The 25,856-nt window shown below is 36.5% G+C and carries 25 protein-coding genes; 8 read left to right on the top strand and 17 right to left on the bottom strand.

Annotation, left to right across the window (positions count from 1 at the left end; genetic code table 11):
* From SBO79_RS13660 to SBO79_RS13650, 3 genes are read left to right on the top strand one after another with little or no spacing between them, the layout of a single operon-like run.
* The gene (locus tag SBO79_RS13660; protein ID WP_318640952.1) at positions 1-750 is read left to right on the top strand and encodes a rhomboid family intramembrane serine protease; all 750 of its coding nucleotides are present in this window, start codon (positions 1-3) and stop codon (positions 748-750) included.
* Positions 751-771: 21 nt separating this feature from the next.
* Complete coding sequence (locus SBO79_RS13655) at positions 772-1,656, top strand: rhomboid family intramembrane serine protease (protein ID WP_318640951.1); 885 nt, start codon at positions 772-774, stop codon at positions 1,654-1,656.
* 21 nt (positions 1,657-1,677) lie between these two features.
* Entirely contained in the window at positions 1,678-2,721 is a 1,044-nt protein-coding gene (locus SBO79_RS13650) for an endonuclease/exonuclease/phosphatase family protein (RefSeq protein ID WP_318640950.1), read from the top strand.
* 311 nt (positions 2,722-3,032) lie between these two features.
* On the opposite strand, the gene SBO79_RS13645 is transcribed toward SBO79_RS13650, so the two are convergent.
* The 9 genes from SBO79_RS13645 to SBO79_RS13605 form a co-directional block, all read right to left on the bottom strand.
* Positions 3,033-3,641, bottom strand: a complete 609-nt coding sequence (locus SBO79_RS13645) for a WbqC family protein (protein WP_318640949.1) — start codon at positions 3,639-3,641, stop codon at positions 3,033-3,035.
* Between the two features lie 16 nt (positions 3,642-3,657).
* A complete protein-coding gene (lepB, locus tag SBO79_RS13640; RefSeq protein ID WP_318640948.1) occupies positions 3,658-5,199 on the bottom strand; it encodes a signal peptidase I in 1,542 nt (513 codons plus the stop codon).
* Positions 5,200-5,236: 37 nt separating this feature from the next.
* Entirely contained in the window at positions 5,237-5,938 is a 702-nt protein-coding gene (gene dapB / locus SBO79_RS13635; RefSeq protein WP_318640947.1) for a 4-hydroxy-tetrahydrodipicolinate reductase, read from the bottom strand.
* Positions 5,938-6,498, bottom strand: coding sequence for a DUF5683 domain-containing protein (locus SBO79_RS13630; protein ID WP_318640946.1), 561 nt, complete (start codon positions 6,496-6,498; stop codon positions 5,938-5,940). The genes dapB and SBO79_RS13630 overlap by 1 nt, the downstream gene beginning before the upstream one ends.
* Positions 6,491-7,399, bottom strand: coding sequence for a ParB/RepB/Spo0J family partition protein (locus SBO79_RS13625; RefSeq protein WP_318640945.1), 909 nt, complete (start codon positions 7,397-7,399; stop codon positions 6,491-6,493). Before SBO79_RS13625 ends, SBO79_RS13630 begins: the two co-directional genes overlap by 8 nt.
* A gap of 5 nt (positions 7,400-7,404) precedes the next feature.
* On the bottom strand, positions 7,405-8,172 hold the full coding sequence (locus tag SBO79_RS13620; protein WP_318640944.1) for a ParA family protein: 768 nt from the start codon (positions 8,170-8,172) through the stop codon (positions 7,405-7,407).
* 150 nt (positions 8,173-8,322) lie between these two features.
* The gene (locus SBO79_RS13615) at positions 8,323-9,204 is read right to left on the bottom strand and encodes an SDR family oxidoreductase (RefSeq protein ID WP_318640943.1); all 882 of its coding nucleotides are present in this window, start codon (positions 9,202-9,204) and stop codon (positions 8,323-8,325) included.
* Between the two features lie 179 nt (positions 9,205-9,383).
* Positions 9,384-9,803, bottom strand: coding sequence for an SH3 domain-containing protein (locus SBO79_RS13610; protein WP_318640942.1), 420 nt, complete (start codon positions 9,801-9,803; stop codon positions 9,384-9,386).
* An 8-nt stretch (positions 9,804-9,811) separates the two neighbouring features.
* Positions 9,812-10,279 carry a BON domain-containing protein gene (locus SBO79_RS13605; RefSeq protein ID WP_318640941.1) on the bottom strand — a complete coding sequence of 156 codons (468 nt, stop codon included), beginning with the start codon at positions 10,277-10,279 and terminating at the stop codon, positions 9,812-9,814.
* A gap of 605 nt (positions 10,280-10,884) precedes the next feature.
* Between SBO79_RS13605 and SBO79_RS13600 the strand changes: the two genes are divergently transcribed.
* From SBO79_RS13600 to pdeM, 5 genes are all read left to right on the top strand, one after another.
* Positions 10,885-11,652, top strand: a complete 768-nt coding sequence (locus tag SBO79_RS13600; protein ID WP_318640940.1) for a sulfite exporter TauE/SafE family protein — start codon at positions 10,885-10,887, stop codon at positions 11,650-11,652.
* Between the two features lie 199 nt (positions 11,653-11,851).
* A complete protein-coding gene (locus SBO79_RS13595; RefSeq protein ID WP_318643519.1) occupies positions 11,852-12,874 on the top strand; it encodes a ligase-associated DNA damage response exonuclease in 1,023 nt (340 codons plus the stop codon).
* Positions 12,871-14,472, top strand: a complete 1,602-nt coding sequence (locus SBO79_RS13590; RefSeq protein WP_318640939.1) for an ATP-dependent DNA ligase — start codon at positions 12,871-12,873, stop codon at positions 14,470-14,472. The genes SBO79_RS13595 and SBO79_RS13590 overlap by 4 nt, the downstream gene beginning before the upstream one ends.
* Before the next feature lie 31 nt (positions 14,473-14,503).
* Positions 14,504-16,969: a ligase-associated DNA damage response DEXH box helicase gene (locus tag SBO79_RS13585; protein WP_318640938.1), complete on the top strand. Its 2,466-nt coding sequence runs from the start codon at positions 14,504-14,506 to the stop codon at positions 16,967-16,969.
* A 9-nt stretch (positions 16,970-16,978) separates the two neighbouring features.
* The gene (gene pdeM, locus SBO79_RS13580; RefSeq protein WP_318640937.1) at positions 16,979-17,635 is read left to right on the top strand and encodes a ligase-associated DNA damage response endonuclease PdeM; all 657 of its coding nucleotides are present in this window, start codon (positions 16,979-16,981) and stop codon (positions 17,633-17,635) included.
* Between the two features lie 399 nt (positions 17,636-18,034).
* On the opposite strand, the gene SBO79_RS13575 is transcribed toward pdeM, so the two are convergent.
* The 8 genes from SBO79_RS13575 to SBO79_RS13540 form a co-directional block, all read right to left on the bottom strand.
* Entirely contained in the window at positions 18,035-19,405 is a 1,371-nt protein-coding gene (locus SBO79_RS13575; RefSeq protein ID WP_318640936.1) for an aldehyde dehydrogenase, read from the bottom strand.
* A 426-nt stretch (positions 19,406-19,831) separates the two neighbouring features.
* The gene (locus SBO79_RS13570) at positions 19,832-20,290 is read right to left on the bottom strand and encodes a hemerythrin domain-containing protein (protein WP_318640935.1); all 459 of its coding nucleotides are present in this window, start codon (positions 20,288-20,290) and stop codon (positions 19,832-19,834) included.
* 29 nt (positions 20,291-20,319) lie between these two features.
* Positions 20,320-20,709, bottom strand: a complete 390-nt coding sequence (locus SBO79_RS13565) for a group III truncated hemoglobin (protein ID WP_318640934.1) — start codon at positions 20,707-20,709, stop codon at positions 20,320-20,322.
* A gap of 47 nt (positions 20,710-20,756) precedes the next feature.
* Complete coding sequence (locus SBO79_RS13560; protein ID WP_318640933.1) at positions 20,757-21,209, bottom strand: RrF2 family transcriptional regulator; 453 nt, start codon at positions 21,207-21,209, stop codon at positions 20,757-20,759.
* Positions 21,210-21,297: 88 nt separating this feature from the next.
* Positions 21,298-21,876, bottom strand: coding sequence for a uracil-DNA glycosylase family protein (locus SBO79_RS13555; RefSeq protein WP_318640932.1), 579 nt, complete (start codon positions 21,874-21,876; stop codon positions 21,298-21,300).
* A 75-nt stretch (positions 21,877-21,951) separates the two neighbouring features.
* Positions 21,952-24,090 carry a cation:proton antiporter domain-containing protein gene (locus SBO79_RS13550; RefSeq protein WP_318640931.1) on the bottom strand — a complete coding sequence of 713 codons (2,139 nt, stop codon included), beginning with the start codon at positions 24,088-24,090 and terminating at the stop codon, positions 21,952-21,954.
* 197 nt (positions 24,091-24,287) lie between these two features.
* Positions 24,288-24,791, bottom strand: a complete 504-nt coding sequence (locus tag SBO79_RS13545; protein ID WP_318640930.1) for a hypothetical protein — start codon at positions 24,789-24,791, stop codon at positions 24,288-24,290.
* A 104-nt stretch (positions 24,792-24,895) separates the two neighbouring features.
* A complete protein-coding gene (locus SBO79_RS13540; protein WP_318640929.1) occupies positions 24,896-25,687 on the bottom strand; it encodes a hypothetical protein in 792 nt (263 codons plus the stop codon).
* Between the last annotated feature and the right edge of the window lie 169 nt (positions 25,688-25,856).

Genomic DNA, 25,856 nt, shown 5'->3' with positions numbered 1-25,856 from the left:
ATGATGAACATCACACCTCTTGTTAAGCAGTTGCTTATCATTAATGTTATATTTTTTATAGGTTCGGAATTTCTTGGAGATATCGCATTGGATATTTTCGCACTCTATTATCCAGAAAGTTCAAGCTTCCAAATTTGGCAGATTTTAACTCACATGTTTATGCACGGTGGGTTGATGCACATTGCATTTAATATGTTTGCATTATATAGTTTTGGATCAAGTCTAGAACATATTTGGGGTCCAACCAAATTTTTGTTTTTTTATATCTCCTGCGGACTAGGTGCAGCACTTCTGCACGAAGGTGTCAATTGGTACATGTTTCAAGATGGAATGAAAACACTTGTAGAAAACGGTCAGAACAAGGCCGAAGTAATGCAAATTTTATCGGAAGGCAAATTTAATTCAGTTTGGCAACAAATTCTTAGTCCGGAGCAGTTTCAAAGCTTTATTGGTGCGTATATGATCCCTGTCGTCGGAGCTTCAGGAGCAATTTATGGATTGCTTGTAGCATTTGCTTATATGTTTCCAAATGCTGAACTAATGATGATCTTTTTACCAATTCCTATTAAAGCAAAATACTTCGTTCCTGCAATTTTACTTCTGGATTTATTTCTTGGAGTGTCCGGAAAATCTATCTTTGGCGGCGGTGGCGGTATTGCGCACTTCGCGCATATTGGTGGAGCTGCGGTTGGTTTCTTGATGATGCTTTATTGGAAAAAAAATCAATTTAATGATAAACGCTGGAATTAATCATTAAGATAAAATCTTTTTATGAGCCTACTAGATGATTTAAAAACACAGTTGAGGTCCGGAGATATTACCATGCGATTAATCGTATTCAATATCGTATTGTTCGTTGTGCCAAATATAATTGCTGCACTTATCCATCTGTCGGGCAATACTATAGATTTCTTGTATTATGTGAGTCTTTCCTCTACTGTTTCAGATTTATTATGGAAGCCGTGGTCAATTCTTACCTATTCATTTTTTCACGCTGGTATTTGGCACATTATCTTCAATTTGATCATGTTTAACTTTGCGGCAAAAGTGTTTCTAACCTATTTTACACAAAAACAGTTACTAGGACTCTATATTTCGGGCGGACTTTTCGCGGGTGTATTTTATTTAATTTGTTATAATATTTTACCAGCCTTAATTAATAGTTCGGCATCTGTAGTTGGGGCTTCTGCATCGGTAATGGCAATTTTATTTGCCGTCGCTACGTACGCACCAATGATGCAATTGCGACTTTTAATAATAGGAAATGTCAAATTGTGGCATATAGCAGTGGTTTTTTTAATTATCGATTTTTTGCAGCTTTCATCAACAAATACTGGAGGTCATCTTGCTCATTTGGGTGGGGCATTTTTTGGTTATATTTTTACCACTCAGTTAAAACGAGGTCTGGATCTTACCAATTGGTTTACCGCGACCATTGTATTTTTGCAAACTATTACTGATAAAAAGAAGCGAACTCCATTTAAGAAAGTACACAGGAATTTTAAACCAGCGCCAAAACCAGAGCCTTCAAAAATTGTGAAGAAAGACAGTACACAACGGCAGATCGACGCAATTCTAGATAAGATTAGTAAATCAGGATATGATAGTCTTAGCAAAGATGAAAAAGACTTCCTGTTTAGAGCAGGAAATAAGTAATTTTTTAGTTAGGTATAACATATGAAGAAATTGTCGGTGTTTAATAAAGTAATGTTCAGTCTAAACGTAGTGCTGTCTACGCTTACATTCTTAGGCTATGTACTTCCTTTTTTGGCGCCCAAATTTTTTCCCATTCTCTCGGTATTAACCTTGGTTTTGCCTTTGCTGCTTATTTTGAATGCTGCGTTTTTTATTTATTGGTTGCTAATGCTAAAAAGGCAAATTCTTTTGTCTGCGATAGTGCTCTTGTTAGGAATTACATTTATAAATAAATTTTATAAATTTTCAAAAACTGAAATTGCCCCTCAGGAGAAAGATTTTACGGTGATGAGCTACAATGTTCGGCTTTTCAATCTTTTTGATTGGATTTCTGATAGAAATGTTCCAGCCGAAATTAAGAAGTTTATCGATGAGCAAAATCCAGATATTTTGTGCCTTCAAGAATATTCAGAAAAGGCAAATGTAGATTTGAAAGTATATAAGTACAAGCACATCGTAATGCAGGGAAATAAGATAAAGACAGGACAAGCTATTTTTTCCAAATTCCGAATTTTAAATTCAGGGTCGGTAGAACTTCCCGATTCCAATAATAACGTAATTTTTGCCGATCTTAAGAAAGGTTTAGATACGATTAGAATTTATAGTATTCATTTGGAATCTATTCGGATTTCGCCCGATATTGACGAAATTAATAATGATATTCAAGGAATCAACCAGCAGAAGTCTGAAATGATTTTAAAGCGAATTTCGAAAGCCTTCAGATCCCAACAATCGCAAGCCGAACTTATAATGGCGCACAAACGCGATTCTCCTTATCCAATAATTGTCTGTGGAGATATGAATAACAGCGCCTATTCGTACGTTTACAGAAGTATTCGAGGCAATCTTTTAGATAGTTTTGAAGAAAACGGAAAAGGCTTCGGACAGACTTATAATTTTAAATATTATCCCGCCAGAATCGATTATATTTTTGTTGATCCGAAGATGAAAGTTAAGAATTTTGAAACTTTTACGGATTTTAAAAACTCTGACCACTATCCAATAATGAGCCGTTTGAATATGTAGATTCGATTTAGGATTTACGATTTACGAAGGTAGTCAAGAACTAAGTAAATTCTTTTGGGCATTTCTTTCGTTCGTGTTTCCACTCCCAATCTTGTTGGGCAGAATAAGCACAAAAGGTACTTGCGTCGCCATTTCGCTTTGCTCGAGTTCGCACCACTTCTCATCGCAAAAGTCTCTTGATTCGAGACTGTAAATAGTAAGGAAAGTGATAAATAATTGATTAAATAGAAAAGTAATCTGAACAGTTCGAAATCGTCATCCTCTTAATAAATTCCTCGTCCACTACCCGCAATATTTTTGGCGGAAGCCTTCTAAAAATTTTGAGATTTTAAGTAATCAAGCGAATATCTACCTTCATTAAAAAGTAAATCTAGCACACTTAGATTATTGATAAATCCATATTTATCTCCAAAAACTTGGGTGTAAGGAGTAATTTCAGTTTGGTCTTTTTTACCAGCTGCCAAATTCCTAAAATCAACCAAATCTGTCTCTTTATGAAACTCTGCAGATTGAAGAAATTTGGTTTTGATCCCAATACACTTCGAAACTATGTCCATCGTATCAAGATTTAGATCCATCAAATAGATATAGTCTTTCTCGAAAACCGGCATTATTATATCCTCAAAAAACTCGAAAAAAGGTGAAGATCGATATGCTGCTTCCAATGACTTAAAGTGCTGTTTCTGCCAATCAAATTCGGTTTCAAGCTTGATGTCACGCGTTTTCTGGTGGTTATTTCTCAAGTGTTTTACCGGAATATTTAGCAACTGCATTCCGTTGGAGCTGTAAATATACATTCTATTTCTATTGGTCTGCTTCTGGAAATTGTCATCCATTTCCAAAGTTATAGAACTTGCCTTCGCCATTGCCACATAATGACTGATGGAAGGAAAATAAGTAGGATGTATAAGAATGTCCATCGTTTTTAAATCTAATTTACGCCTGATTTTCTTTACGCTTTTTTACAAAATACGAAATTCCAAAATATGCCGCAATTGCAATCAGGAAGAACTTGAAATATGAAACTGGCTCACCTTCGCCACCAACGGTTGTGAAAAATCTTTCAGTACGGAATTTTTTGAATCCCGATTTATGGGGATCGATACTCATCCAAATAAAAACAGCTTTTCCTACAATATGATTGGCAGGAACATAGCCCCAATAACGACTATCCAAAGAGTTGTGTCTGTTATCTCCCATCATCCAAAAGTAATCTTGCTGAAAGGTATAAGAAGTAGCGATTTTTCCATTTATGCGGATTTCATCACCAATGACTTTCAAATCATTATGCTCGTAATCAGTAATAATTCTTTTGTAAAATGGCAGGGACGCTTTATCCAAAGCAACTGTTTTTCCTTCTTTGGGAATGTAAATAGGTCCCATATTATCCAGATTCCAATTTTCTTTTTTACCAAAAATGGTTGGTTCAGTTTCTTTTGATATGTTTCTAACTACACTTTTTACAGTTGGATTATTCTGTAGTTTTCGTACGGCGTCATCGGTTAATGCTCGAAATTGGAACGTAGTTTGGGAAGTTTGATATACTCCGTCGGTACTATTTAATTCCTGAATTACATACGCCTGATCAAAACTACTTCCATCAGTAGTAACTTCATACGAAAACTCAGGTCTTGCTCGAAGTGGCATTTTTAGGATATCGCCATTTACATAAACAATTCCGTCTTTTATTTCAACGGTATCTCCAGCAACACCAATGGCTCTTTTTACGTAGTTAGTGCGTTTGTCAACCGGTTTGTAGTACTTTTTGTCTGCTGCTTTGTACATGTTGTACAGTGTGTCTACAGGCCAGTTAAAAACCACAATATCATTATTCTTGATACTTTGCAACTTTGGAAAACGCATATATGGAATTTCCGGCCAAGAAGAATATGATTTTTTATTGATAAAAGGAATTGTATCGTGAAACATTGGCGCCGCAATTGCGGTCATCGGAACTCGCGCTCCGTAATGAAATTTACTTACAAAAAGAAAATCTCCAACGAGAAGTGATTTTTCAAGAGAAGAAGTTGGAATTGTAAAAGGTTGCATTACATAAGTATGTACCAAAGTAGCAACAACAATCGCAAATAAAATCGAGCTGATAGTATCACCAGTTTTTGTATGAGGATTTAAATTCCTATCCGTTACATAATTGAGTGGCTGTGTATAATTGACATAATAAATATAAAGGCCAGCCGTAAAAACTGCCAACCAAGTATCGGTAGTGGAATTTTTCCCAAAAGATCGAAGGGTTTCTACCCACACTACTGGGAACATTATTAAGTTAATAATAGGAATAAATAGCAAAATTGTCCACCATTTAGGTCTATTAATAATTTGCATTAATACTATCGCATTATAAATTGGCACTGCCGCTTCCCATCTTTTTCTGCCCGCAGCTTCATATAGTCTCCAAGTTCCTGCAAAGTGCACAATTTGAATTATCAAAAAAAATACAAACCATTCTGTTAAAGTCATAACTCTTATATTAATCGGCACTAAACCGAAAATTAATTTATTTTAAATTCAAAACGTCTTTCATTGAAAACACACCTTTTTTTCCTTGCAGCCATTCTGCAGCAATCACTGCTCCTTGCGCAAAACCTTCACGACTGTGAGCGGTGTGGGTAATTTTGATAGTGTCAATAGGATTGTTGTAGAAAACGGTGTGAGTACCAGGAACATTGTCTGTTCTTTCTACTTCAATTAAAAGTTCGTCTGCTGCTTTTTTTTCTAATGCCCAACTTGAATAATCGGAATTTTGGATTATGGCTTTCGCCAAAGTTATTGCGGTTCCACTTGGTGCATCTAATTTTTGGGTGTGATGGATCTCTTTAATTTCCGACTTATACTGCGGAAATTTCTGCATCAATCTCGCAAGATGTTCGTTAAGTTCAAAAAACAAATTGACACCCAAACTGAAATTTGATCCATAAATAAAAGCGCCATTATTCGCTTTGCATTTATCAACCATTTTTTCGTAATCATCAAGCCATCCTGTGGTTCCCGAAATAATCGCGATTCCAGATTCAAGACATTTTGTTATGTTTTCTACGGCAGCTGATGGAATAGAAAAATCAATAGCAACATCAGCCAGTTCAAGACCATCAAAAGAATCATTGATTGATTTTTTTATAACTATTGAGTGACCTCTTTCAACCGCAATTTTCTCAATTGCCTGACCCATTTTGCCGTATCCTAATAATGCAATTTTCATTATAATTTATAGTTTAAAGTGAGTCCAAAAGAAGGTTTAGCGGTGCGTTCGTCTTGAATTAATTGTGGATTTAAGGTTAGCTTTTCACTTACGTTAAATTGCATTAAATGCGCATCAACATTGGCTTCAACTATATTTAAAATATAAAACCCAACCGTAATTAGTAATGACAAATCGCGATTGCGTTCATAAGTACGCTGCACTTTTATAAGCCTAGCGTTATCAAGAAAGCCGTATTCATCTGTATAAATTCCAGCAAGACGTTGTTTATAAGCGTCTCTAAATTTGTGATAATTTTTATTATTATCAAGATAGAAATACATCGATGTCCCCATCGCGCCATAAACCAGCGGGATTTTCCAGTATTTTTTATTGTACGCTTGTCCAAGTCCTGGAACAATCGCCGAGTAAAATGCAGCTTTTGCGGGACGTAAAGGATCTGTATTTGATTCAATAATCGAATCTTTTGCGATTAGTATTTGAAAATCATCTTCCTGCGCCCTACTAAGCGTTGGAGCGCAAAAAAGAAAAATATATACTATGTATAACCATTTATTCACCCGCTTGAATTAATTTGATGATGCGGTTAAAGTCTTCCTGAGATTTGAATGGGATTGTAATCTTCCCTTTTCCGTTGGCAGCCACTTTAATTTCTGCTTTCGTACCTAGATAAGTCGAAATTTTAATTTCCTGCTGCTCATCGATGGCAAAGGTCGCAGCTTTAGTCTTAGAAACAGGAACCTTAGGTTTCAAACCTTCCTGATAATTTTTTACCAAAGTCTCCGTATCGCGTACCGAAAGATTATTCAGCACGATATTCTGATACATATCTGCTTGTATATCTTGATCTTCAATATTAATTAAAGCACGGCCATGACCCATACTGATAAAACCATCTCTAATTCCTGTTTGTATAATTGGATCTAATTTTAATAGTCGAAGGTAATTGGCAATGGTAGATCTTTTCTTCCCTACACGATCGCTCATTTGCTCTTGTGTAAGTTGGATTTCGTCCATCAATCGTTGGTATGATAAAGCAATCTCAATAGGATCTAAATCGTGACGTTGAATATTTTCGACCAACGCCATTGTCAACGATTCATTGTCGTTGGCAATTCGAATATAAGCGGGAATTTGTGTAAGTCCTGCAAGTTTTGAAGCACGCAGACGACGCTCTCCAGAAATTAGTTGGTATTTATTAAACTCTGATTTCCGAACTGTTATTGGCTGTATTACACCAAGCTCCTTTATAGAAGTGGCTAATTCACGAAGGGTATCTTCGTTAAAATTACTTCGAGGCTGAAACGGATTTATTTCAATTGAATCAATATCTAACTCAACAATACTTCCTACAACCTTGTCCGCATTTTTATCGGTAACAGACTGAATATCATTCTCGGGATCCTTCAGTAATGCCGAAAGTCCACGTCCTAATGCTTGTTTTTTTATTGCTTTTCCCATCTAACTTAAATACTGTTTTTCTTGATTACTTCTTCGGCAAGGCTCAAATAATTGGTTGCACCTTTGCTTGTTGCATCAAAATTGATAATGCTTTCGCCAAAACTTGGTGCCTCGCTCAATTTCACATTTCTCTGAATTATGGTATTAAAAACCATATCATTAAAGTGTTTTTGAACTTCTTCTACTACCTGATTTGATAGTCTTAATCGAGAATCATACATCGTAAGAAGTAAGCCTTCAATATCAAGATCTGGATTGTGAATCTTCTGAACACTTTTGATGGTGTTTAGTAATTTCCCCAAACCTTCAAGAGCGAAATATTCACACTGAATCGGAATCAAAACAGAATCTGCTGCCGTAAGTGCATTTAACGTAAGCAATCCTAAAGAAGGAGCACAGTCAATTAGAATATAATCATACTGATCTTTTATACTTTCGAGCGCTTGCTTGAGCATATACTCGCGGTTTTCTTTATCGACCAATTCAATTTCGATGGCAACTAAGTCAATATGCGCTGGAATTATATGCACATTGGGAGCGCTACAAGAAACGATGGCTTCAATGGGCGTATGGCTATGTTCTAGTATTTGATAGGTTCCAATATCAACGCTTTCTACGTCAATTCCCAATCCAGAACTCGCATTAGCTTGAGGGTCAGCATCAATAAGAAGAACTTTTTTTTCCAAAACACCTAGTGAGGCTGCAAGATTGACGGATGTTGTTGTTTTTCCAACACCGCCTTTCTGATTGGCTATTGCAATGATTTTACCCATTTAATTTTAAAAATTTTGAGCTGTAAAAATACAATTATTTATGGTTTAATCAATTCTTAGTTGTTAACAATACATAATCGCGTGACTCTGGGCAGGTCACGTATAATATTTGGTTTCTAGTGGCATCATTGCCATTAAATTCTAACAATTTTAGCTGCTTTTTTTAGACCGGATTGTCGCTTCGAGCAAGTCCCACATCTCTTCTGGCACCGCTTCAAGCAGGTTAAATTGTCCCGCCCCTTTAAGCCACTCACCACCGTCAATAGTAATTACTTCTCCGTTGATGTAGGCCGAAAAATCAGAAACTAAATAAGCAGCAAGGTTTGCAAGTTCTTGATGATCACCAACTCGTTGCAATGGAACTTTCTTTGCCAAATCAAATTTTTCTTTCAAATCCCCCGGAAGTAATCTGTCCCAAGCTCCTTTTGTTGGAAAAGGACCTGGCGCAATTGCGTTAGACCTGATTCCGTATTTTGCCCATTCAACTGCAAGACTGCGTGTCATTGCTAGCACTCCTGCTTTGGCCGTTGCCGATGGAACCACGTAAGCAGATCCAGTCCAAGCATAAGTGGTAACAATATTTAGAATTGTTGCACTTTCTTGCTTCTGGTCAATCCAATGTTTGCCAAAAGCTAATGTGCAGTTTTTTGATCCCTTCAATACTATATCTATAATGGTGTCAAATGCATTTGCCGAAAGTCTTTCGGTTGGCGATATAAAGTTTCCCGCCGCATTATTGAGTAGTACATCTACTTGACCAAATTCCTTTAAAACACTAGCAAGCATATTTTCAACTTGATCATAATGCCGTACATCACATTGCACCGCAAGACATTTTCCTTTTGAATCCTTTTGAAGTTCGGCTGCAGTGTTTTGAAGTTTTTCTAAATCCCTACTTGTAATGGCGACATTAGCGCCCAACTCTAGAAAATAGGCAGTCATCGCTTTTCCTAAACCGCTTCCGCCACCAGTGACCACTATCGTCTTACCAAGAAGAGCATCATCTCGCAACATTTTATTTTTAAAATTCATTATATCGTGTTTTTTATAAAGATAGAACATTTCTCAATTCAGGAACTCCGTTTAAGAAAATTATATGCAAGCATACTATTTTATAATTAATGTGAAATTAAGTATCCAGAATCTTTGCTAAAATGAAAAAGTGCCCCAAATTTTTATTTTTGAGGCACTTAATTAAACTTAATTGCAATCTAAATGGCGGTAAGATAATTTGCTGAACAGTACCCTTCAACGCCATCTTCGGTACGAATTAAATACCAATTGTCGTCAAATTTACTTAACAATGTTACTTCCGAATGATGAGCCGCTTTAGAGACAATTTCAGTATCTGTACCTGGTCCTTTTCGGACATTCAGATTAGAGTGCTTTGTATCCACGCGCATTTTTTGTGCCGCTGCATTTGGATCAACATTAATATTAAGAATTAAATCTCCTGCGCGAAAATCAGGATCAGCAAGGTTATATAGATACCACAATTGATCTTTCTCGGTACCATTATGCACCGTTGCGGTAATATACAACACATTGTTATCTTCTTTAATATCAACGTCTCCAAGCGCGCTTACGTTTGTAGTTGCGATCAAAGCCGCATATTTTTCTTTTAAAGTCATATACTTATTTAGTTATTGATTTTTAATAAATTTTCAACTTTTTTAGGCTGTGTTTCGTTCACTTTTTGCATTAATTTTGGCAGTTCTGCACGCTCGATAGTTCCGTTGAGCGTTACAAGACCATCATTTATGCTTGCCGTAACCAGCGGATATGATACTAAAATTGCATCAATTTTATTTTGCAACATATTATCCGGAGTTACGGTAGGAGCTGCTTGCGTAATAGCATTGTCCAAAACCGATTTTACATTTTTTACCTTTCTAGCTTCTTCCAAAACCTTTGTGTGAGTTTGCTCATTTTCAAATGTTCCATTTATTTTCGCTACTCCACGATCAACTTCAACGGTTACACCAGGAACCAAAATTTTCTCGATATCAGTTTTAATTTGGGTGTCCTTCGCTTCGTGCGATTTGCAAGAAGTAAAACCTACCGAAACACATAATAATAATAGGAGACTTAGTTTTTTTAATTTCATAAGATAAAAAGTTTTAGTGGTTAATTAATAGTTCTAATTCAATATTACTGAATTTTTATCAATATAAAAAACATTTACACTGATAATTTATGGTATTGAATACATAATGGAAAGATTTATAAATCTCCGTATCTAATGGCACTTACCAAGATTAACATCAAAGCACAAATACTAATTACGTCCAGATTATTGAAGGTTATTTCATTTAAGTTCTCTGATAATTTTCGCAACTTAAGAATGATATAACGTTTCGGAAAATTTGAGAGCCTCTATTTATTGATGCTTTTGGCAAATGAGCAAAAAAAAGTTAGGATGTCTTAATAACTTCAAGGGCTGCTGCGGCGAAATGCCTAATTAATACTAGATGATGACAATTCGAGTTATAATTTTTCTCAAGAAATGTCGAATTAGTGGGGAGAATAAAGAATGTTGTATCTTTTTATTGAGTCTAAAATTTTGTGTCACTGTAGTTGTGTACTTTATTAAATTCTGATCACACTGTCTTAGAAAATTCTTTATAATGACAATTAAAAATTTTTAGATTTTAAACTCTAAATAATGATGTCACTAAATATACATAAGGTAAATTTGCACTTTTTTCTACAATGGAATATGATATTCTTTTTCTTCTCTGCCTTGTTGCTTTTGTAGCGGGATTTGTCGACTCAATTGTGGGCGGTGGCGGACTTATACAAACTCCTTTATCACTAAGCATTTTACCATTAATTCCTGCAGCCACCGTAATGGGGTCTCTCAAAATTCCAGCTTTCACAGGAACCTCCATGGCAGTGTTGATGTATATAAAAAAAATTAAAGTCGCTTGGAAATTATTTATTATTATGGCGATTACCGCTTTTGCAGCAGCTTATTTCGGATCTTATATGCTCACGATTGTATCAAATGACTTTATCAAACCTGTCCTGCTAGTAATTCTCATCGTTATGGGAATTTTTACTTTTTTCAAAAAAGATTTCGGTCAAGCCAAAGCACAGGATATACCCGAAAAACAGATGATTATCTACGGCGTCATTATCAGTATTATTGTGGGAGCTTACGACGGTTTTATAGGCCCTGGAACGGGAACTTTTTTTGTTTTGGCATTCGTTACCGTTTTGGGAATGGATTTTCTTACGGCAAATACGCACGCCAAGCTAGTAAATCTTGCAACCAACTTTGGGTCTATTTGCCTCTTTTTACTCAAAGGAAAAGTGCTTTGGTCAATCGCACTTCCGATGGCATTTTTCAACGGACTCGGTGGATATGTCGGTTCTAAATTTGCTATCAAGAAAGGAAATGCTATCATTAGAAAATTTCTGATGTTCGTAATTTTGCTTTCAATTTGCCGATTCGCTTACGAAATTTTTTATGTCTAAATAGTGATCACTGGAAGAAATTTAAACGATTATGACTTCTCATTATACGGATTATTCAAATTTGAAAGATTTGGATTACGTACTTCTAACTATCATTCTCTAAATTAGTTAAACTTCTTACAATATATTTTTCATTTCTAAATGCATCCTATAAATTTATAGATAGCAGAAAATGTTTTTACAAAAACAACTATCTAAGATGCGAAAACCACTACTAGAATTTAACGATAAAGGAATTTATTGTGAACAAGCAAATGTTTATTTGGATCCGTGGCGACCTGTTCAAAATGCGATCATAACCCACGGGCACGCGGATCACGCAAAGTTTGGAAATGAAAATTATATCACTCATAATATTAATGTTCCAATTTTAAAACACCGTCTTGGAGTTACCAACGTAACCGGAAAAGATTGGGGTGAAACATTTGTAGTTAATAATGTCAAATTCTCGCTGCATCCTGCTGGTCACATTATTGGGTCAGCACAAGTTCGAGTTGAGTATAAAGGAGAAGTTTGGGTCTTCACTGGAGATTATAAAACCGAAGATGATGGAATTTCTACTCCCTACGAAGTCGTAAAGTGCAATTCATTTATCACTGAATGTACTTTTGGATTACCAGTTTTCAAATGGGTTCCGCAAGCACAAGTAATGGACGACATTAATAATTGGTGGGTAGAAAATCGCGCCGAAGGAAAAACTTCTGTTCTTTTCGGATATTCTCTAGGAAAAGCACAGCGCTTGCTGAAATTCCTTGATCCAAATATCGGAACCATCTTCACCCACGGAGCAATCGAAAATATGACCGAAGTTTTACGTCCAATCGTAGATCTTCCACCAACAACTTTAGTAACTCGCGAAACCAAAAAAGAAGAACTACTAGGTAATATTGTGATTGCGCCACCTTCGGCTCACGGAAGTCCGTGGATTCGTAAGATGACTCCGTTCGTGACCGGATCAGCAAGTGGATGGATGGCTTTTCGAGGTGCAAGAAGACGCCGCGCGGTTGATAAAGGTTTTGTGCTCAGCGATCATTGCGATTGGCAATCTCTGATGGAAAGCATCAAAGCGACAGGAGCAGAACGGATTATTGCAACTCACGGATATTCGGATATTTTTTCGAGATATCTCAGAGAGCAAGGATATGATGCGCGAACTGCAACCACACAATATGAAGGTGAGATGGGCGAAATGGAATCTAAATCTGAAACAGAAATAGTATGAGAAACTTTGCCGAATTAATTCGAAACCTGGATAATACCAACAAAACTACCATTAAGGTAGAAGCGTTGACAGAATATTTCAAAAACGCTAATCCAACAGATAAGGTTTGGACCATTGCATTGTTGTCTCATAGAAGACCGCCACGTCCTGTTAATACTACATTACTGAGACTTTGGGCGAATGAAATTGCCGATATTCCAATGTGGCTTTTTGAAGAATCCTATCATATTGTTGGTGACCTTGCCGAAACAATCGCCTTGATAATTCCCGAATCAGATCAGCATTCAGACAAGAGTTTGACCGAATTTCTAGAGGAAATTATTGCTTTAAAAAAGAAATCAGAACCTGAGAAAAAAGAATATCTGCACGAAAATTGGCTGTCGATGAATTACTACGAGCGATTTGTCTTTACCAAATTAATCACGGGAAGTTTCAGAATTGGAGTCAGTCAGAAATTAATGACTAGAGCTTTGGCGAAAGCTGAAAATATGGATGAAGATATTTTAGCTTATAAATTAATGGGCGACTGGAATCCAGCAAAAATCTCATATCAAGAATTAATTCTTGACGAAAAAAGTAGCGACTATTTATCAAAACCGTATCCGTTCTATCTCGCTTATCCGTTAGAAACAGATTTGGAAACTCTCGGAAGCCCGAGTGAATGGAGCGCCGAACATAAGTGGGACGGAATTCGATCTCAAACAATAATTCGCGATAATGAAATATATGTTTGGAGTAGAGGAGAAGAATTGGTGACGGATAAATATCCAGAATTTCAAGCCTTCGTTGGCGCGATTCCCAACGGAACTGTAATTGATGCTGAAATTTTACCATATATTGATGGCGAAATTGGCGCCTTTAATGATCTTCAAACTCGAATTGGTCGGAAAACCGTTTCGGCAGCATTGCTAAAGAAAGTTCCGGTTATTTTAAAAGTTTACGATCTTCTAGAATGGAATGGGGAAGATATTAGAAGCAAGCCTTTTATTGAACGCCGACTTTTATTAGAAGAATTATATAAAAGTTTAGATAAAGAATATCTTCCTTGGGCAATTTCTACCCGAGTAGATTTCAATACTTGGGAAGAACTCGCCGCTGAGCGAGGAAGATCTCGAGAAATGAAGAGTGAAGGATTAATGCTAAAGCGCAAAGATTCTCCCTATCTCGTAGGTCGTAAAAAAGGCGATTGGTGGAAATGGAAGATAGCTCCTTTAACCATCGACGCAGTTTTGACTTACGCAATGCGAGGTAGCGGAAGACGTTCAAATCTTTTTACAGACTATACGTTTGCATTGTGGCAAGATTTAGAAAACGGCGAAAGAGAACTTGTAACTTTTGCGAAAGCGTACTCTGGACTAACAGATGCAGAATTCAGAAGAGTGGACGACTTTATTAAGAAGAATACACTTGAACGATTTGGTCCAGTACGAAGTGTGACGCCACAGTTAGTTTTCGAAATAGGTTTTGAAGGAATTGCGTTATCATCAAGACACAAAAGTGGAATTGCCACACGATTTCCAAGAATTTTGCGCTGGAGACACGACAAAAAAATTGAAGAAGCGAATAATATCGAAGACCTAAAATCGATGATTGTTTAAAATTATAGAAGAAGATTTTTTTTAGAAATATATGACTAGAGACGAACAAATTCAGATTGGAAAAGACTGGTTCAAAAGTAGAGGGTGGAAACCTTTTCCATTCCAAATTCAGACTTGGACTGCTTTCCTGCAAGGTAAAAATGGACTTTTGAATGCGCCTACAGGGAGCGGGAAAACCTATGCCTTGTGGATGCCCGTCGTTCTTGATTATATTCGAAAAAATCCAAATTACAAAACTAAGCATACTCCCGGATTGAAGGCGATTTGGATAACACCCTTAAGAGCATTATCACAAGAAATTTTGCAAGCTGCAGAAAGAGTGACCGAAGATTTGGAAACTAAGATGACCGTTGGAGCTCGGACGGGAGATACTTCTGCCAACGATCGAGCGAAGCAGAAGAAGATGATGCCTGACTTGCTAATTACAACGCCCGAAAGTTTGCAGTTACTTCTTGCTAGCAAAGGCTACGAAAAAGTTTTCAAAAACTGCGAAGCGATAATTGTAGATGAGTGGCACGAATTGTTGGGAAGTAAAAGAGGCGTTCAGATGGAGCTTGCTTTGTCGCGAATGAAAACTATTGTTCCTAAGCTGAAAATATGGGGAATATCAGCGACGATTGGCAATTTGGCGCAAGCGCAAGAAGTTTTATTAGGACCAAATTCCACACACATGCAAAATTCAGTTTTAATAAAAGCTGATATTCAGAAAAAAATCACCGTAGCATCAATTATTCCTGAAAAGATGGAAACCTATCCGTGGCGAGGGCACATGGGATTGCAATTGCTGGATGATGCGGTGAAGATTATCAAAGAAAGTAAAACTACATTACTTTTTGTAAATGTGCGTTCAGCTTGTGAACTTTGGTTTAGAGCTTTACTCGAAAAATATCCCGAATTTGCTGGAGATATTGCTATGCATCATAGTAGTATTAGTCGCGAAACCCGACATTGGGTGGAAGATGCAATCCGAAATGAGCAGCTAAAAATCGTGGTTTGTACCTCAAGTTTAGACTTGGGAGTCGATTTTGCACCGGTTGAAAGTATTATTCAAGTTGGCGGTCCAAAAGGAGTCGCGAGATTTATGCAAAGAGCGGGGAGGAGTGGGCATCAGCCCGGAAAAGAGAGTAAAATTCACTTTCTCGCAACTCACGCGATGGAACTTTTTGAAGCTTCGGCCTTGCGGAGAGCAGTTCGAGAAAAAATTGTGGAAGATCGAATTCCCTACTTAAATAGTTGGGATGTTTTGATTCAATATCTTAACACTTTGGCGGTTTCTGATGGATTTTTACCTGCAGATATTTTTAAAGAGGTGCAGACCACTTTTTGCTATCAAGCAATAAATGATGATCAATGGCGGTGGATTCTGAATTTTATTCACTTCGGAAGTCAGAGCTTGCAGGCTTATGACGAATATAAAAAAGTTGAGATTGACGAAGACGGCAGGTATTTTATCAGCAGCAGACGAACCGCAATGCAACACCGAATGCAGATTGGAACAATAGTCGGCGATGCTTCGATGCAAGTCAAATTTTTTGGAGGTGGTTATATCGGAACTTTGGAAGAGAGTTTTATTTCTAAGTTAGAGCGTGGCGATACTTTTATTTTTGCAGGTCGAAAACTAGAATTATATCAAGTGAAAAATATGCAAGTTTTGGTCAAATTAGCCAATCCAAAAAATAAGGCAAAAGTGGTAAGTTGGAGTGGAGGCCGAATGGCGTTCTCAGCTCAAATGAGTGAACTGCTACGCCAAGAATTATATTCTGCAAATCACGAAACAGGAAAAACTGAAGAGATAATTGCACTTGAACCATTACTTATCCGACAGCGAAAAGAGTCAATAGTTCCAGACGCAAATCAGTTTTTGATTGAAACTTTTAAAACCCGTGAAGGATATCATGCGATATTTTATCCATTTGAAGGTCGATTTGTCCACGAGGCACTTGCTAGTTTATTGGCATATCGGATTAGTTTGCTTTCGCCAATAAGTTTCTCGTTGGCCTATAATGACTATGGTTTCGAATTATTGTCAGATCAACCATTTTCTATTGAAGAAGTATTAGACAACAATTTATTTTCGACAGAATTTATTCATGCTGATCTAGAAAGAAGTCTGAATGCTACCGAAATGGCAAGACGAAAGTTTAGAGATATTGCCGTAATTTCTGGCTTATTATTCACCGGAATGCCTGGAAAGCAAGTCAAAACAAAGCATTTGCAAAGTGGAACTCAGCTATTATTTGAAGTATTTAAGGACTATGAACCGGATAATTTATTGTTACAACAAGCATATAGAGAAACTTTTGAACATCAATTGGAAGAAGGAAGATTAATTTTGGCTTTAGAAAGAATTCTTGGTCAGGAAGTTGTGGTTAAAGAATGCAGCAAACCAACGCCTTTTAGTTTTCCGATTATTACAGATCGCTTGCGCGAAAAATTGTCAAGTGAAACTCTGGCAGACCGTATAAAAAAGATGGTGGCATCTTATACAAAAATCTAAAAAATTACAATGACTCATAAGATTGAAATTAATAATCATATTTTTATTTTACACACTAGTGGCGCTATTTATTGGCCAAAACACAGAGCACTATTAATCGCTGATGTTCACTTAGGAAAAGTATCACACTTCCGTAAACATGGTATAGGGATTCCAAGTCAAGCATTGCACAAAAACTTTGACGAACTGGACAAGGTCGTTTCTTATTTCGAAGCTGAAAAAATCTGGTTTCTTGGCGATTTATTTCACAGCGTTCAGAATATCGAATGGTTGAGGTTTGAAGATTGGTGCAAAGATTGTCCTACCGAAATTATTTTGATCGCCGGAAATCACGACATCATACAAGATTGGCAGTATGAGGAAATAGGAGTGAAGATGGTCGAAGAAATGATTGTTGATGGATTTCTTTTAACGCATTTTCCAACTGAGCGCGAAGGACTTTTTGTGTTTGCAGGTCACATTCATCCGGGAATAAAAATTCGCGGAGTAGGACGGCAGTCAGAAATTCTAGCTTGTTTTTTTAGGACAGAAAATCAAATAATTCTTCCCGCTTTTGGTGCTTTTACCGGAAAGCACATCGTAAAAGCAAAAATCGGTGATATTGCTTATGCGATCGCCGGTGATGAAATCATCGAAATTGAAAAGCAACAAAAAGTAAAGGAGTAATTTATAATTAAATGTTTTAATCTTTTAGTGATTGCATTATTATAGCAACGGATCTTAATCTGTTGCAGAAATGGCAAGTGTGGATCTAAGTTCCAGAGGAATGACTTTATAAATTTTATTAAATGAATTGCGCCGCAGGTGCAGTTTAAGAGGACTTTCTTTTTACTTACGTAATCATAAAGCCGAGCCTACGGCTCTCTGAGCTACTTATTTTTCCTAATCGCAGGATTAAAATCCTGCGTTACAATAAAGTCGAGCCTACGGCTATGATATTTTAGAATACTTTTGTCCATTAAGAAGACAAGTGTGTTTTTTCGATTATTGATTGCAGGATTAAAACCCTGCGATACATTAAAGTCGAGCCTACGGCTCTGATATTTTATAATCAATTCGTCAATTCTAGCCCATAATCCACTTCACTAATTTTAATTTCATGTCTGTATACGGCGCATATTTCATTGATGATTCAAACCAAAAAGGTTTATGCAAAATACTTTTGAAATGGCTAAAGTTGTCAAAACTTGTTTTTCCGTGATAACTGCCCATTCCGCTATTGCCAACGCCGCCAAATGGTAAGTGATGATTGGAAAGTTGCATCAAACTGTCATTGACTGCGCCACTTCCAAAAGATAATTCACTGAGAAGTTTATCAATTGTTTTTGAACTTTTTGAATAGATATATAATGACAAAGGTTTGGGTTGGGCTTTCACCTTCGCGATTGCTTCTTCGATTGAGTCGAAGGAAATAACTGGTAAGATTGGTCCGAAAATTTCTTCTTGCATCACCTTATCTTCAAAAGTTACGTTTTGCATTATGGTTGGAGCAATAAATCGGTTTTCGGAATTTGTCTGTCCGCCATAAAACACTTTTGATTGATCAATCAATCCGGTCAGTCTTTTAAAATTTTTATCGTTGATTATTTGCAGATAATGATCGTCGGTCACTTGAATGTTTGAATAGCGCTTTTCGATTTCTTCTTTTAAGGCAATTAGAAATTTCTGCTCGATTGATTTTTCGACCATGATAAAATCAGGTGCGACGCAGGTTTGACCAGCATTTAGAAATTTGGCCCAGACAATTCGCTGTGCAGACACTGCAATATCGGCATCTGCACAAACGAAAGTTGGACTTTTTCCGCCGAGCTCGAGAGTAACGGGAACAAGGTTTTCGGCCGCGGCTTTGTAAATTATTTTGCCCACGGCAGTACTTCCGGTAAAGAATATTTTATCGAATTTAAGTTTAAGAAGTTCGGTCGTCATTTCTACCGCGCCTTCAGCGACATATAAAATTTTAGGGTCGAAATTAGTATTGATTATTTGTGCCATTGCAGCTGCGGTACGAGCGGGCATTTCGCTAGGTTTGATGATTACCGTATTTCCTGCTGCAAGAGCAGCTACAGCGGGGAGTAATGATAATTGGTAAGGATAATTCCAAGCCCCAATTACCAAACAAGTGCCTAATGGTTCCGGAATAATGTAGGATCGAGCGGGAAAATTAGCAAGTCCTGTAGCAACCTTTTTACGCTTCGCCCAACTTTTCAGGTGCTTTGTGGTGTACGCTATTTCGCTGTAAATAAAGGAAAGTTCGGTAACATAGGTTTCAAATTGCGATTTCTCAAAATCGTCTTTGATTGCTTCGTATAACATTTCTTCATTTTGCTTGAGCAAATTCTCCAGTTTAGAGAGCTGTTTTAATCTCCAAGAAATATCTTTCGTACTATTGCTATTAAAGAAATTTTGCTGTGCATCAAAAACTTGCGCTACTGTCATAATCATTTGTTTTGAAATGGTATTTGTTAAAAGTACTCTTTTCAAGCTGATTTGACTAGAATGCGTGGAAGTGAAGGCAGTTAAATTTTTAATAATTAGTATCTAACTGTTATTAGAATTAAGCTTTCGGCAAAATTTACCAACATTCGTATTTACATCTATGCTAAAATATATTTCAATTATAACGTACTGCTTCAAAAGTGGAAAAATCCCTAGCTAGATATCTAAGAAGGGTTAATTTCTAAACTGAAACTGTATGCTGTTGCCAAGGTTCTTTCGGCGAAAGCCAAAATGGCATTATTACTTTAATATATTTTAATTACTTCAAAAGTGGACAAATTCTTTGCTAGATATCTTAAAAAGGTGTACTTCTAAACTAATAAATAATTTTGTGCGCCAGGTTCTTTCGGCGAAAGCCAAAAACATTTATTTCCAAAATTCATCCGAAGTGTTGTCTACGAAAGTCTCATCGTGATGTTGATTTTCAAGTTTTTCCCAATCTTCGGCAGTGGCATGCTCCTGTACTTCCTTAAATAAGATCCGTTCTTCAAAACGGATATGCTGCTCCAATTCTTCCTCAAATAAACTCAGCGAATTTCCCACATTTTTCTCGTCATTTGCCAGCCTTTGCAGGCGTCTATGATCGCTGAGTGCTTTAACGATAAGTTCGTGCTTAGGATCTAAAATTGTAAAAATATACTTTTCTTCGAAGGCAAAATGTGGAATAAGGTGATTTTCGAAAAACCAATCTACATACTTTTTCATACGCATTGGATCAATTTTTTTAGAAATTCCTTGTCGAATTTTCCAAGACAATAACAAACCGTGATGATGCTCTCTGCTGATTGGTTGAAGTAATTTATTTCTTTTTATGGGAGTTGACAAATCGATAAGTTTTAGGGGTTACTAAATAATTAAATGAGAGGTTTCTGATTCTGCTCTCGAGCATACTCTATTTTATAATGAAACATTTCGGCCATTTTCTGTCCTCTCATTTTAGCTTCGTTAGCAATCTGTCCGGTGTATAGATCATCGACAGTTGCGAAAAATAGCTGTAACCATCGGTTAAAATGTTCGGCAGAAACGGGCAAATTTCGGTGCTTCATAAACGGTGCTCCATTGTAGGTATGTTCGTCAAGAAGTACGGTTTGCCAGAAAGTGTACATCCGTTCGAGGTGCTCGGGCCAGCGATCTTGTATGGCATTGTTAAATATATCGGCAAGATTTTCGTCTTGTCTGATGCGAGCATAAAACTCATCTACAAGTATTTTTATATCTGCTAAGGAAAGAATGTCGTTGTTCATAATTTATAATTCAAAGTTTGTGAAACTAGAAAAGTAGTGTCATGAATTTAATCTATCATTGAAATACCTCTAATAAATGTTTCTCCATTTTGTATGGATTTTGAAAGTTCATTCAGCTTCGTTTCGTTTAGCATTTTATATAATGCGTCGCGAATATCGGTGATTTGAAAATGCATAGGGCACGGATGAGTAGAATCGCATTGCTGAAAACCTAGTGCACATCGGCTAAAAACCTCAATTCCATCAATTGACTTTACCACTTGGAGCATATTCATTTCGAGTGAAGCTTCGTTCGAAATCCAAAACCCACCGTTAGGACCTTTGGCCGAATTGACAATGCCAGTTTTTACTAATTGTTGTAAGATTTTGGCGGTGAAAGCTGCGGGCGAATTTATATTTGAGGCAACATCATTTAAAGAAAGTTTCTTGCTATTTTCAGATTGTGTTGCAATAAAAATTGTTGCGCGAATTCCATATTCGCAAGCTTTGGAAAATATCATTGTGGAAGTGATTTCTACAAAGATAAAAAAAAATATTATTTCGGACAATTATATCCGATTATTAAATATTTTATAACTTTTGTAGATTTTACTGTGGTTTAATGATAGCGTGAACTACTTTTTTGAGTTCGGGTAGTACAACTTGAGGAAACCAAGAATGCTTGGCGAGCCAAATATTATTGCGTCCAGAAGGATGGGGTAATGGGAAATATTCAGGCAAGTAATCTTCGAAGTGATTAACGTTTTCGGTTAGATTTTTCTGGGAGTTTTTTGCTAGATAATATTTTTGGGCGTAGAGACCGATTAGAATTGTGAGTTTAAGATTCGGCATTTTGTCAAGTAATTGTTGATGCCATAATGGTGCACATTCTTTGCGTGGCGGAAGATCGCCGGTTTTTGCAGATCCTGGAAAACAAAAGCCCATTGGCATAATTGCAAAAAGATCGGTGTTGTAAAAGGTATCTCTATCCACATCGAGCCAAGTACGCAACGTGTCACCGCTGCGATCATTCCACGGAATTGAAGTTTCGTGGACAACTCGTCCTGGAGCTTGACCTACGATTAAAATTTTACTATTGGTGCTAGCAGTTACGACTGGATTTACCCCATGGATAAGGTGCGCTTTGCAAGTTTGACAGTTTTTTATTTGATCTAGAAGATTGTCCATTTTGATAAATTCTCAGTAATTTTTTTCAAAGAGGTAATTTACAATTAGATAGCAATATCCTAACCTAAATCTAAGTTATTTCTTTCTAAAAATACTTCCGATTCCTTTACCCATCTGTTCAATTGCCTCAAGGCCAATCGTAAGTGGCTCTGGTGGCAATTCCTTGTATTTTTCTAAAGTTTTGCTCTGCTGTGCGTAGGTAATTAATAGGTTATTATTTTTAAAATATTTTTCTAATTTGTAGGGAATCCGGTCTAAAATAGTTTCGTACGAAATAGATCCCTGTCGGGCTGAGTTGAAGATAATCAAATCCTTTTCGGTTATTTCCTCACTTAACTTAGAAAATTTTTCCCAATCTTCAAATCGTTTAAAGATTGGTCTAATACTAATTTTTTTGTCAATAAGAAGTTTATTGAGAGCATCATTAGTCCGCTCATCACTATAGCTAATAATTGGCATATTGAACTCTTGAGCTATTCGCGCGATTTTTTGAATTAGTTGTTCAAAACCAACCTCCCGCTCAGTAAATGCAGGAGAAATCATGATTAATTTGTTATTAAATGCTACTGGTTTTTGAAATCTCGATATAAATAACATTTTGTGAGTGTTATTAATTATTGAAGTAGCCTTGTCACCAAAAATCTTCTCGATAAAACCAACTTTTGTAGGCCAGCCAATAATAATAATGTCTGCGGTAAGCTCTTTGGCAGTTCGCACAATTCCACTGGCCGGATTGTGGTCAATCGTTACCATTGTATTGACCTTTATCTCCGATGCAGCGGCTTGAAGTACATACTCGTCCAATTTTTTGCGTGATTTTGCAATATTGATCTCTGCCTCTTCGTTATTGGGGACGATCGATAGCATTGTGATAGGTTTTGGAGATTTCTTTTCTTTGATCATCGTCGCAAATTCTAAAAGTTTGTGCACGTTTTCAATGTCCACAAATGGTATTAGGATGTGTTCATTGGCGCTTGTAGATATCTGATCAATATCTTCATCTTCCATTTCATCACTAATAATAATTTTTCTAGCGGCTTTTTCAGTTGCAAATGAGGCGACAATACAAGTAACTAGAATCAAGATAATTGTTCCGTTGAGAATATTTTCATCTAATATTTGAGCTTTGTAACCAACGAGAATAACTGCTAAGGTTGCCGCAGCGTGCGCACTACTTAATCCAAAAATAAGTTGGCGCTGAGGCCCTGAAAATTTAAAAATAAGCTGGGTAAAGTAGGCTGCAAACCATTTGGCACTAATTGCGACAATGGTTAACGTTCCGGCAATAATCAAAGCTGACGGTCCGGAGAAAATTACTCGCGTATTGACCAGCATTCCCACCGAAATAAGAAAAAACGGAATAAACAGAGAGTTACCTAAAAATTCAATTCGGTTCATTAAGGCTGACGAATTTGGTATTAATGGATTGAGCGCAAGTCCGGCGAAGAAGGCACCTATAATAGGTTCAACACCGGCAGCCTCTGCCAAAAACGCGGCAAAAAACACTACCGAAAGCACAAAAATATAATGGGCGTGCTTCTCGCTTTCTAGTTTTTCGAAAAACCATTTTGCAATCCTCGGAATTATCAAAAACATTATTGCAGTAAAAGCAATTAGAGAAAGTACCAATCTGATCCAGAATTCTTGGTCCAAACTTCCCTGCGAACTTCCCATAACTACAGCCAAAATAATCAGAACTGCAGTGTCGGTTAAAATTGTTCCGCCGACTGTAACAGCTACTGCTGGATTTTTCGAAATTCCCAAACTGCTCACGATTGGGTAGGCCACGAGCGTATGAGTTGCAAACATTGACGCAGTCAAAATACTAGCCATAGCATTATATTCTAACAGATAATAGCACACTGGAAATCCGATTGAAAGTGGAATAATAAAGGTAAGAAATCCGAAAATTAAACTTTTATTTCTATGAGCTTTAAACTCTTGTAGATCAAGTTCTAGACCTGCGATAAACATAATATACAAAAGACCAATAGTTGAAAAAAGATCAATTGCAGAATTTTGTTCTAGGATATTTAGACCAAAAGGCCCGATTACGACGCCTGAAACAATAAGTCCAATAATTCCAGGAATTTTAATTTTGCGCAATAATATTGGCGATAGCAAAATTATAAACAGGATAAGCGAAAAAATTAGTACTGGATTATCTAGTGGAGTTTTGAACTCGTGTATAAAATGCGCGAAATATTTTTCCATAAATAAATTCTGTTAATACTCCCTTCAAAAGTTTGAAGTAGATTGAGAGCAGAATGAACCCTCAAAAGTAAGCCAAAAAGAGCATTAATGCGTACAGTGCTTCATTTTTATTATTAAAAAAAGACCATTATATTACGAAAGTAACCAAAACAAAAAATCCCGACGAATCGGGATTTTTAGCATTTTCATTTTATATTTTAGAATCTGTAACGTAGACCTAAAGCTATATCTGGCGCAAAATTATCTGTTCTGTATTTTCCACCAAAGTAAAGCTCTGGACGTAAATCAAGAGAAATTTGCAATGGAAAGTCAAATAAATATTCGATACCAATATCCCCAGCAAGTAATGCAAAAGTTCCACTGTTCTTATCGTATTTCTCGTCGTAGAAATATTTTTTGTCACCATCAAAGGTTCCTAATCCAGCACCTAATCCAGCATACCAGTTAAAACCTCCGTCAATATTCCAAACCCATTGGTAAAGACCAGTAATCTTTAAGGCGTCATAGTGCTCGCTATTTCTCCATCCTAAGTCAAGCTCTAAACGGTTGTTTGAACCCAACGCTCTTTGGTAAGAAAGTTCTCCACCAAAACCATCGTTGTCTCCAATACGAAGACCCAATGCATTTTGACTTATTTCTTGTGCATTTGCCGAAAAGGCAACAGCAACAATCATACAAGCTGACAGAATTAATTTTTTCATAATTGATTTAATTTAGTTAGTGGCGCAAATTTAACACTTTGCAATGTTGAGAAATTCAAAATTGTGCAAATATTAACAACGGAAAACATAAATTTAAAACGTAATTACTCCGAAAAGTCAATCAAGAATTCATTAGAAAGCATTGTCTCGGATTGAGGTATTGGCAATTCTATGGGAAAATTTGATAAATCTTGCAAATTATAACTTAATATGGTTTCTGCATGAACCATTCCAACGTTTCTAGCATAGTATTGAATAGAGGAAATTACATCCTGACTTTCAAGGATGGTAAAATTTAGAGGAAAGCCTCCCAAATTTACCGTTGCAGTAACTTTCATATTCAATGCAAACTTCACTACTTTTACATCATTATATACAACGCCCTGCGACGTATATGACGGCAATGAATTTTGATTTATTGTAGAGAGCGTATAATTTGCACTAAGTGGAATGTTTTCGAAAGTTTGGCTCATACTTCCTGAAACCGTCGAAAGCAATTGAGAATTTGCCGCGCCACTCTTTACAAGAATAAAATCGTTTAAATTAAGATTTATTGGAAGAAATTCTCCTAAATTAAAATCTAAAGTGCCCGTCATATATATGGTATTATTTTCACTTCTCAAAGATTGTCCATTTACTGATGACGTATAAAAACCTGTAGGAATATTTTCTGCCTGCATTGTAAAATAATTTTTTCCAGCAATAGTTGTTTGTCCGCTCACAGAAAGAACATCTTGAGTTGTTGCTTGATCATTTACTGCCGAATATTTCCAAGTATTTCCTGTTTTTAGCGGGTAATAATCGACAGATGAGTCGCCAGGTGTGGGATTTATTTCGTCCTTAGAGCAAGCTGTAACAGAAACGATTAGGGCTAAAAGCCAAATTACTTTTTTCATAATTAATGTATTTTTATAATGTGAGATTCATGAAATTATTTACTTAAATATTCCTATTCAAGTTTGTTTGTTATGATAAATATATGCATTAGTTGCATCTGACATCTATATGATGACATTTTTTTTTATAATGAAAGATTAAATTGGAAAATAATAATAAAAAAAGCCG

The sequence above is a fragment of the Flavobacterium ardleyense genome (genome assembly GCF_033547075.1).
GTDB lineage: Bacteria > Bacteroidota > Bacteroidia > Flavobacteriales > Flavobacteriaceae > Flavobacterium > Flavobacterium ardleyense_A.
Note: the sequence above shows the minus strand (reverse complement) of the source record. Positions and strands in the feature narration are given on the sequence as shown.

Coding starts and splice junctions, on each gene's coding strand:
- SBO79_RS13660 (WP_318640952.1), top strand. CDS start 1: ATGATGAACATCACACCTCTTGTTAAGCAGTTGCTTATCATTAATGTT.
- SBO79_RS13655 (WP_318640951.1), top strand. CDS start 772: ATGAGCCTACTAGATGATTTAAAAACACAGTTGAGGTCCGGAGATATT.
- SBO79_RS13650 (WP_318640950.1), top strand. CDS start 1,678: ATGAAGAAATTGTCGGTGTTTAATAAAGTAATGTTCAGTCTAAACGTA.
- SBO79_RS13645 (WP_318640949.1), bottom strand. CDS start 3,641: ATGGACATTCTTATACATCCTACTTATTTTCCTTCCATCAGTCATTAT.
- lepB (WP_318640948.1), bottom strand. CDS start 5,199: ATGACTTTAACAGAATGGTTTGTATTTTTTTTGATAATTCAAATTGTG.
- dapB (WP_318640947.1), bottom strand. CDS start 5,938: ATGAAAATTGCATTATTAGGATACGGCAAAATGGGTCAGGCAATTGAG.
- SBO79_RS13625 (WP_318640945.1), bottom strand. CDS start 7,399: ATGGGAAAAGCAATAAAAAAACAAGCATTAGGACGTGGACTTTCGGCA.
- SBO79_RS13620 (WP_318640944.1), bottom strand. CDS start 8,172: ATGGGTAAAATCATTGCAATAGCCAATCAGAAAGGCGGTGTTGGAAAA.
- SBO79_RS13615 (WP_318640943.1), bottom strand. CDS start 9,204: ATGAATTTTAAAAATAAAATGTTGCGAGATGATGCTCTTCTTGGTAAG.
- SBO79_RS13610 (WP_318640942.1), bottom strand. CDS start 9,803: ATGACTTTAAAAGAAAAATATGCGGCTTTGATCGCAACTACAAACGTA.
- SBO79_RS13605 (WP_318640941.1), bottom strand. CDS start 10,279: ATGAAATTAAAAAAACTAAGTCTCCTATTATTATTATGTGTTTCGGTA.
- SBO79_RS13600 (WP_318640940.1), top strand. CDS start 10,885: ATGGAATATGATATTCTTTTTCTTCTCTGCCTTGTTGCTTTTGTAGCG.
- SBO79_RS13595 (WP_318643519.1), top strand. CDS start 11,852: ATGCGAAAACCACTACTAGAATTTAACGATAAAGGAATTTATTGTGAA.
- SBO79_RS13590 (WP_318640939.1), top strand. CDS start 12,871: ATGAGAAACTTTGCCGAATTAATTCGAAACCTGGATAATACCAACAAA.
- SBO79_RS13585 (WP_318640938.1), top strand. CDS start 14,504: ATGACTAGAGACGAACAAATTCAGATTGGAAAAGACTGGTTCAAAAGT.
- pdeM (WP_318640937.1), top strand. CDS start 16,979: ATGACTCATAAGATTGAAATTAATAATCATATTTTTATTTTACACACT.
- SBO79_RS13575 (WP_318640936.1), bottom strand. CDS start 19,405: ATGACAGTAGCGCAAGTTTTTGATGCACAGCAAAATTTCTTTAATAGC.
- SBO79_RS13565 (WP_318640934.1), bottom strand. CDS start 20,709: ATGAACAACGACATTCTTTCCTTAGCAGATATAAAAATACTTGTAGAT.
- SBO79_RS13560 (WP_318640933.1), bottom strand. CDS start 21,209: ATGATATTTTCCAAAGCTTGCGAATATGGAATTCGCGCAACAATTTTT.
- SBO79_RS13555 (WP_318640932.1), bottom strand. CDS start 21,876: ATGGACAATCTTCTAGATCAAATAAAAAACTGTCAAACTTGCAAAGCG.
- SBO79_RS13550 (WP_318640931.1), bottom strand. CDS start 24,090: ATGGAAAAATATTTCGCGCATTTTATACACGAGTTCAAAACTCCACTA.
- SBO79_RS13545 (WP_318640930.1), bottom strand. CDS start 24,791: ATGAAAAAATTAATTCTGTCAGCTTGTATGATTGTTGCTGTTGCCTTT.
- SBO79_RS13540 (WP_318640929.1), bottom strand. CDS start 25,687: ATGAAAAAAGTAATTTGGCTTTTAGCCCTAATCGTTTCTGTTACAGCT.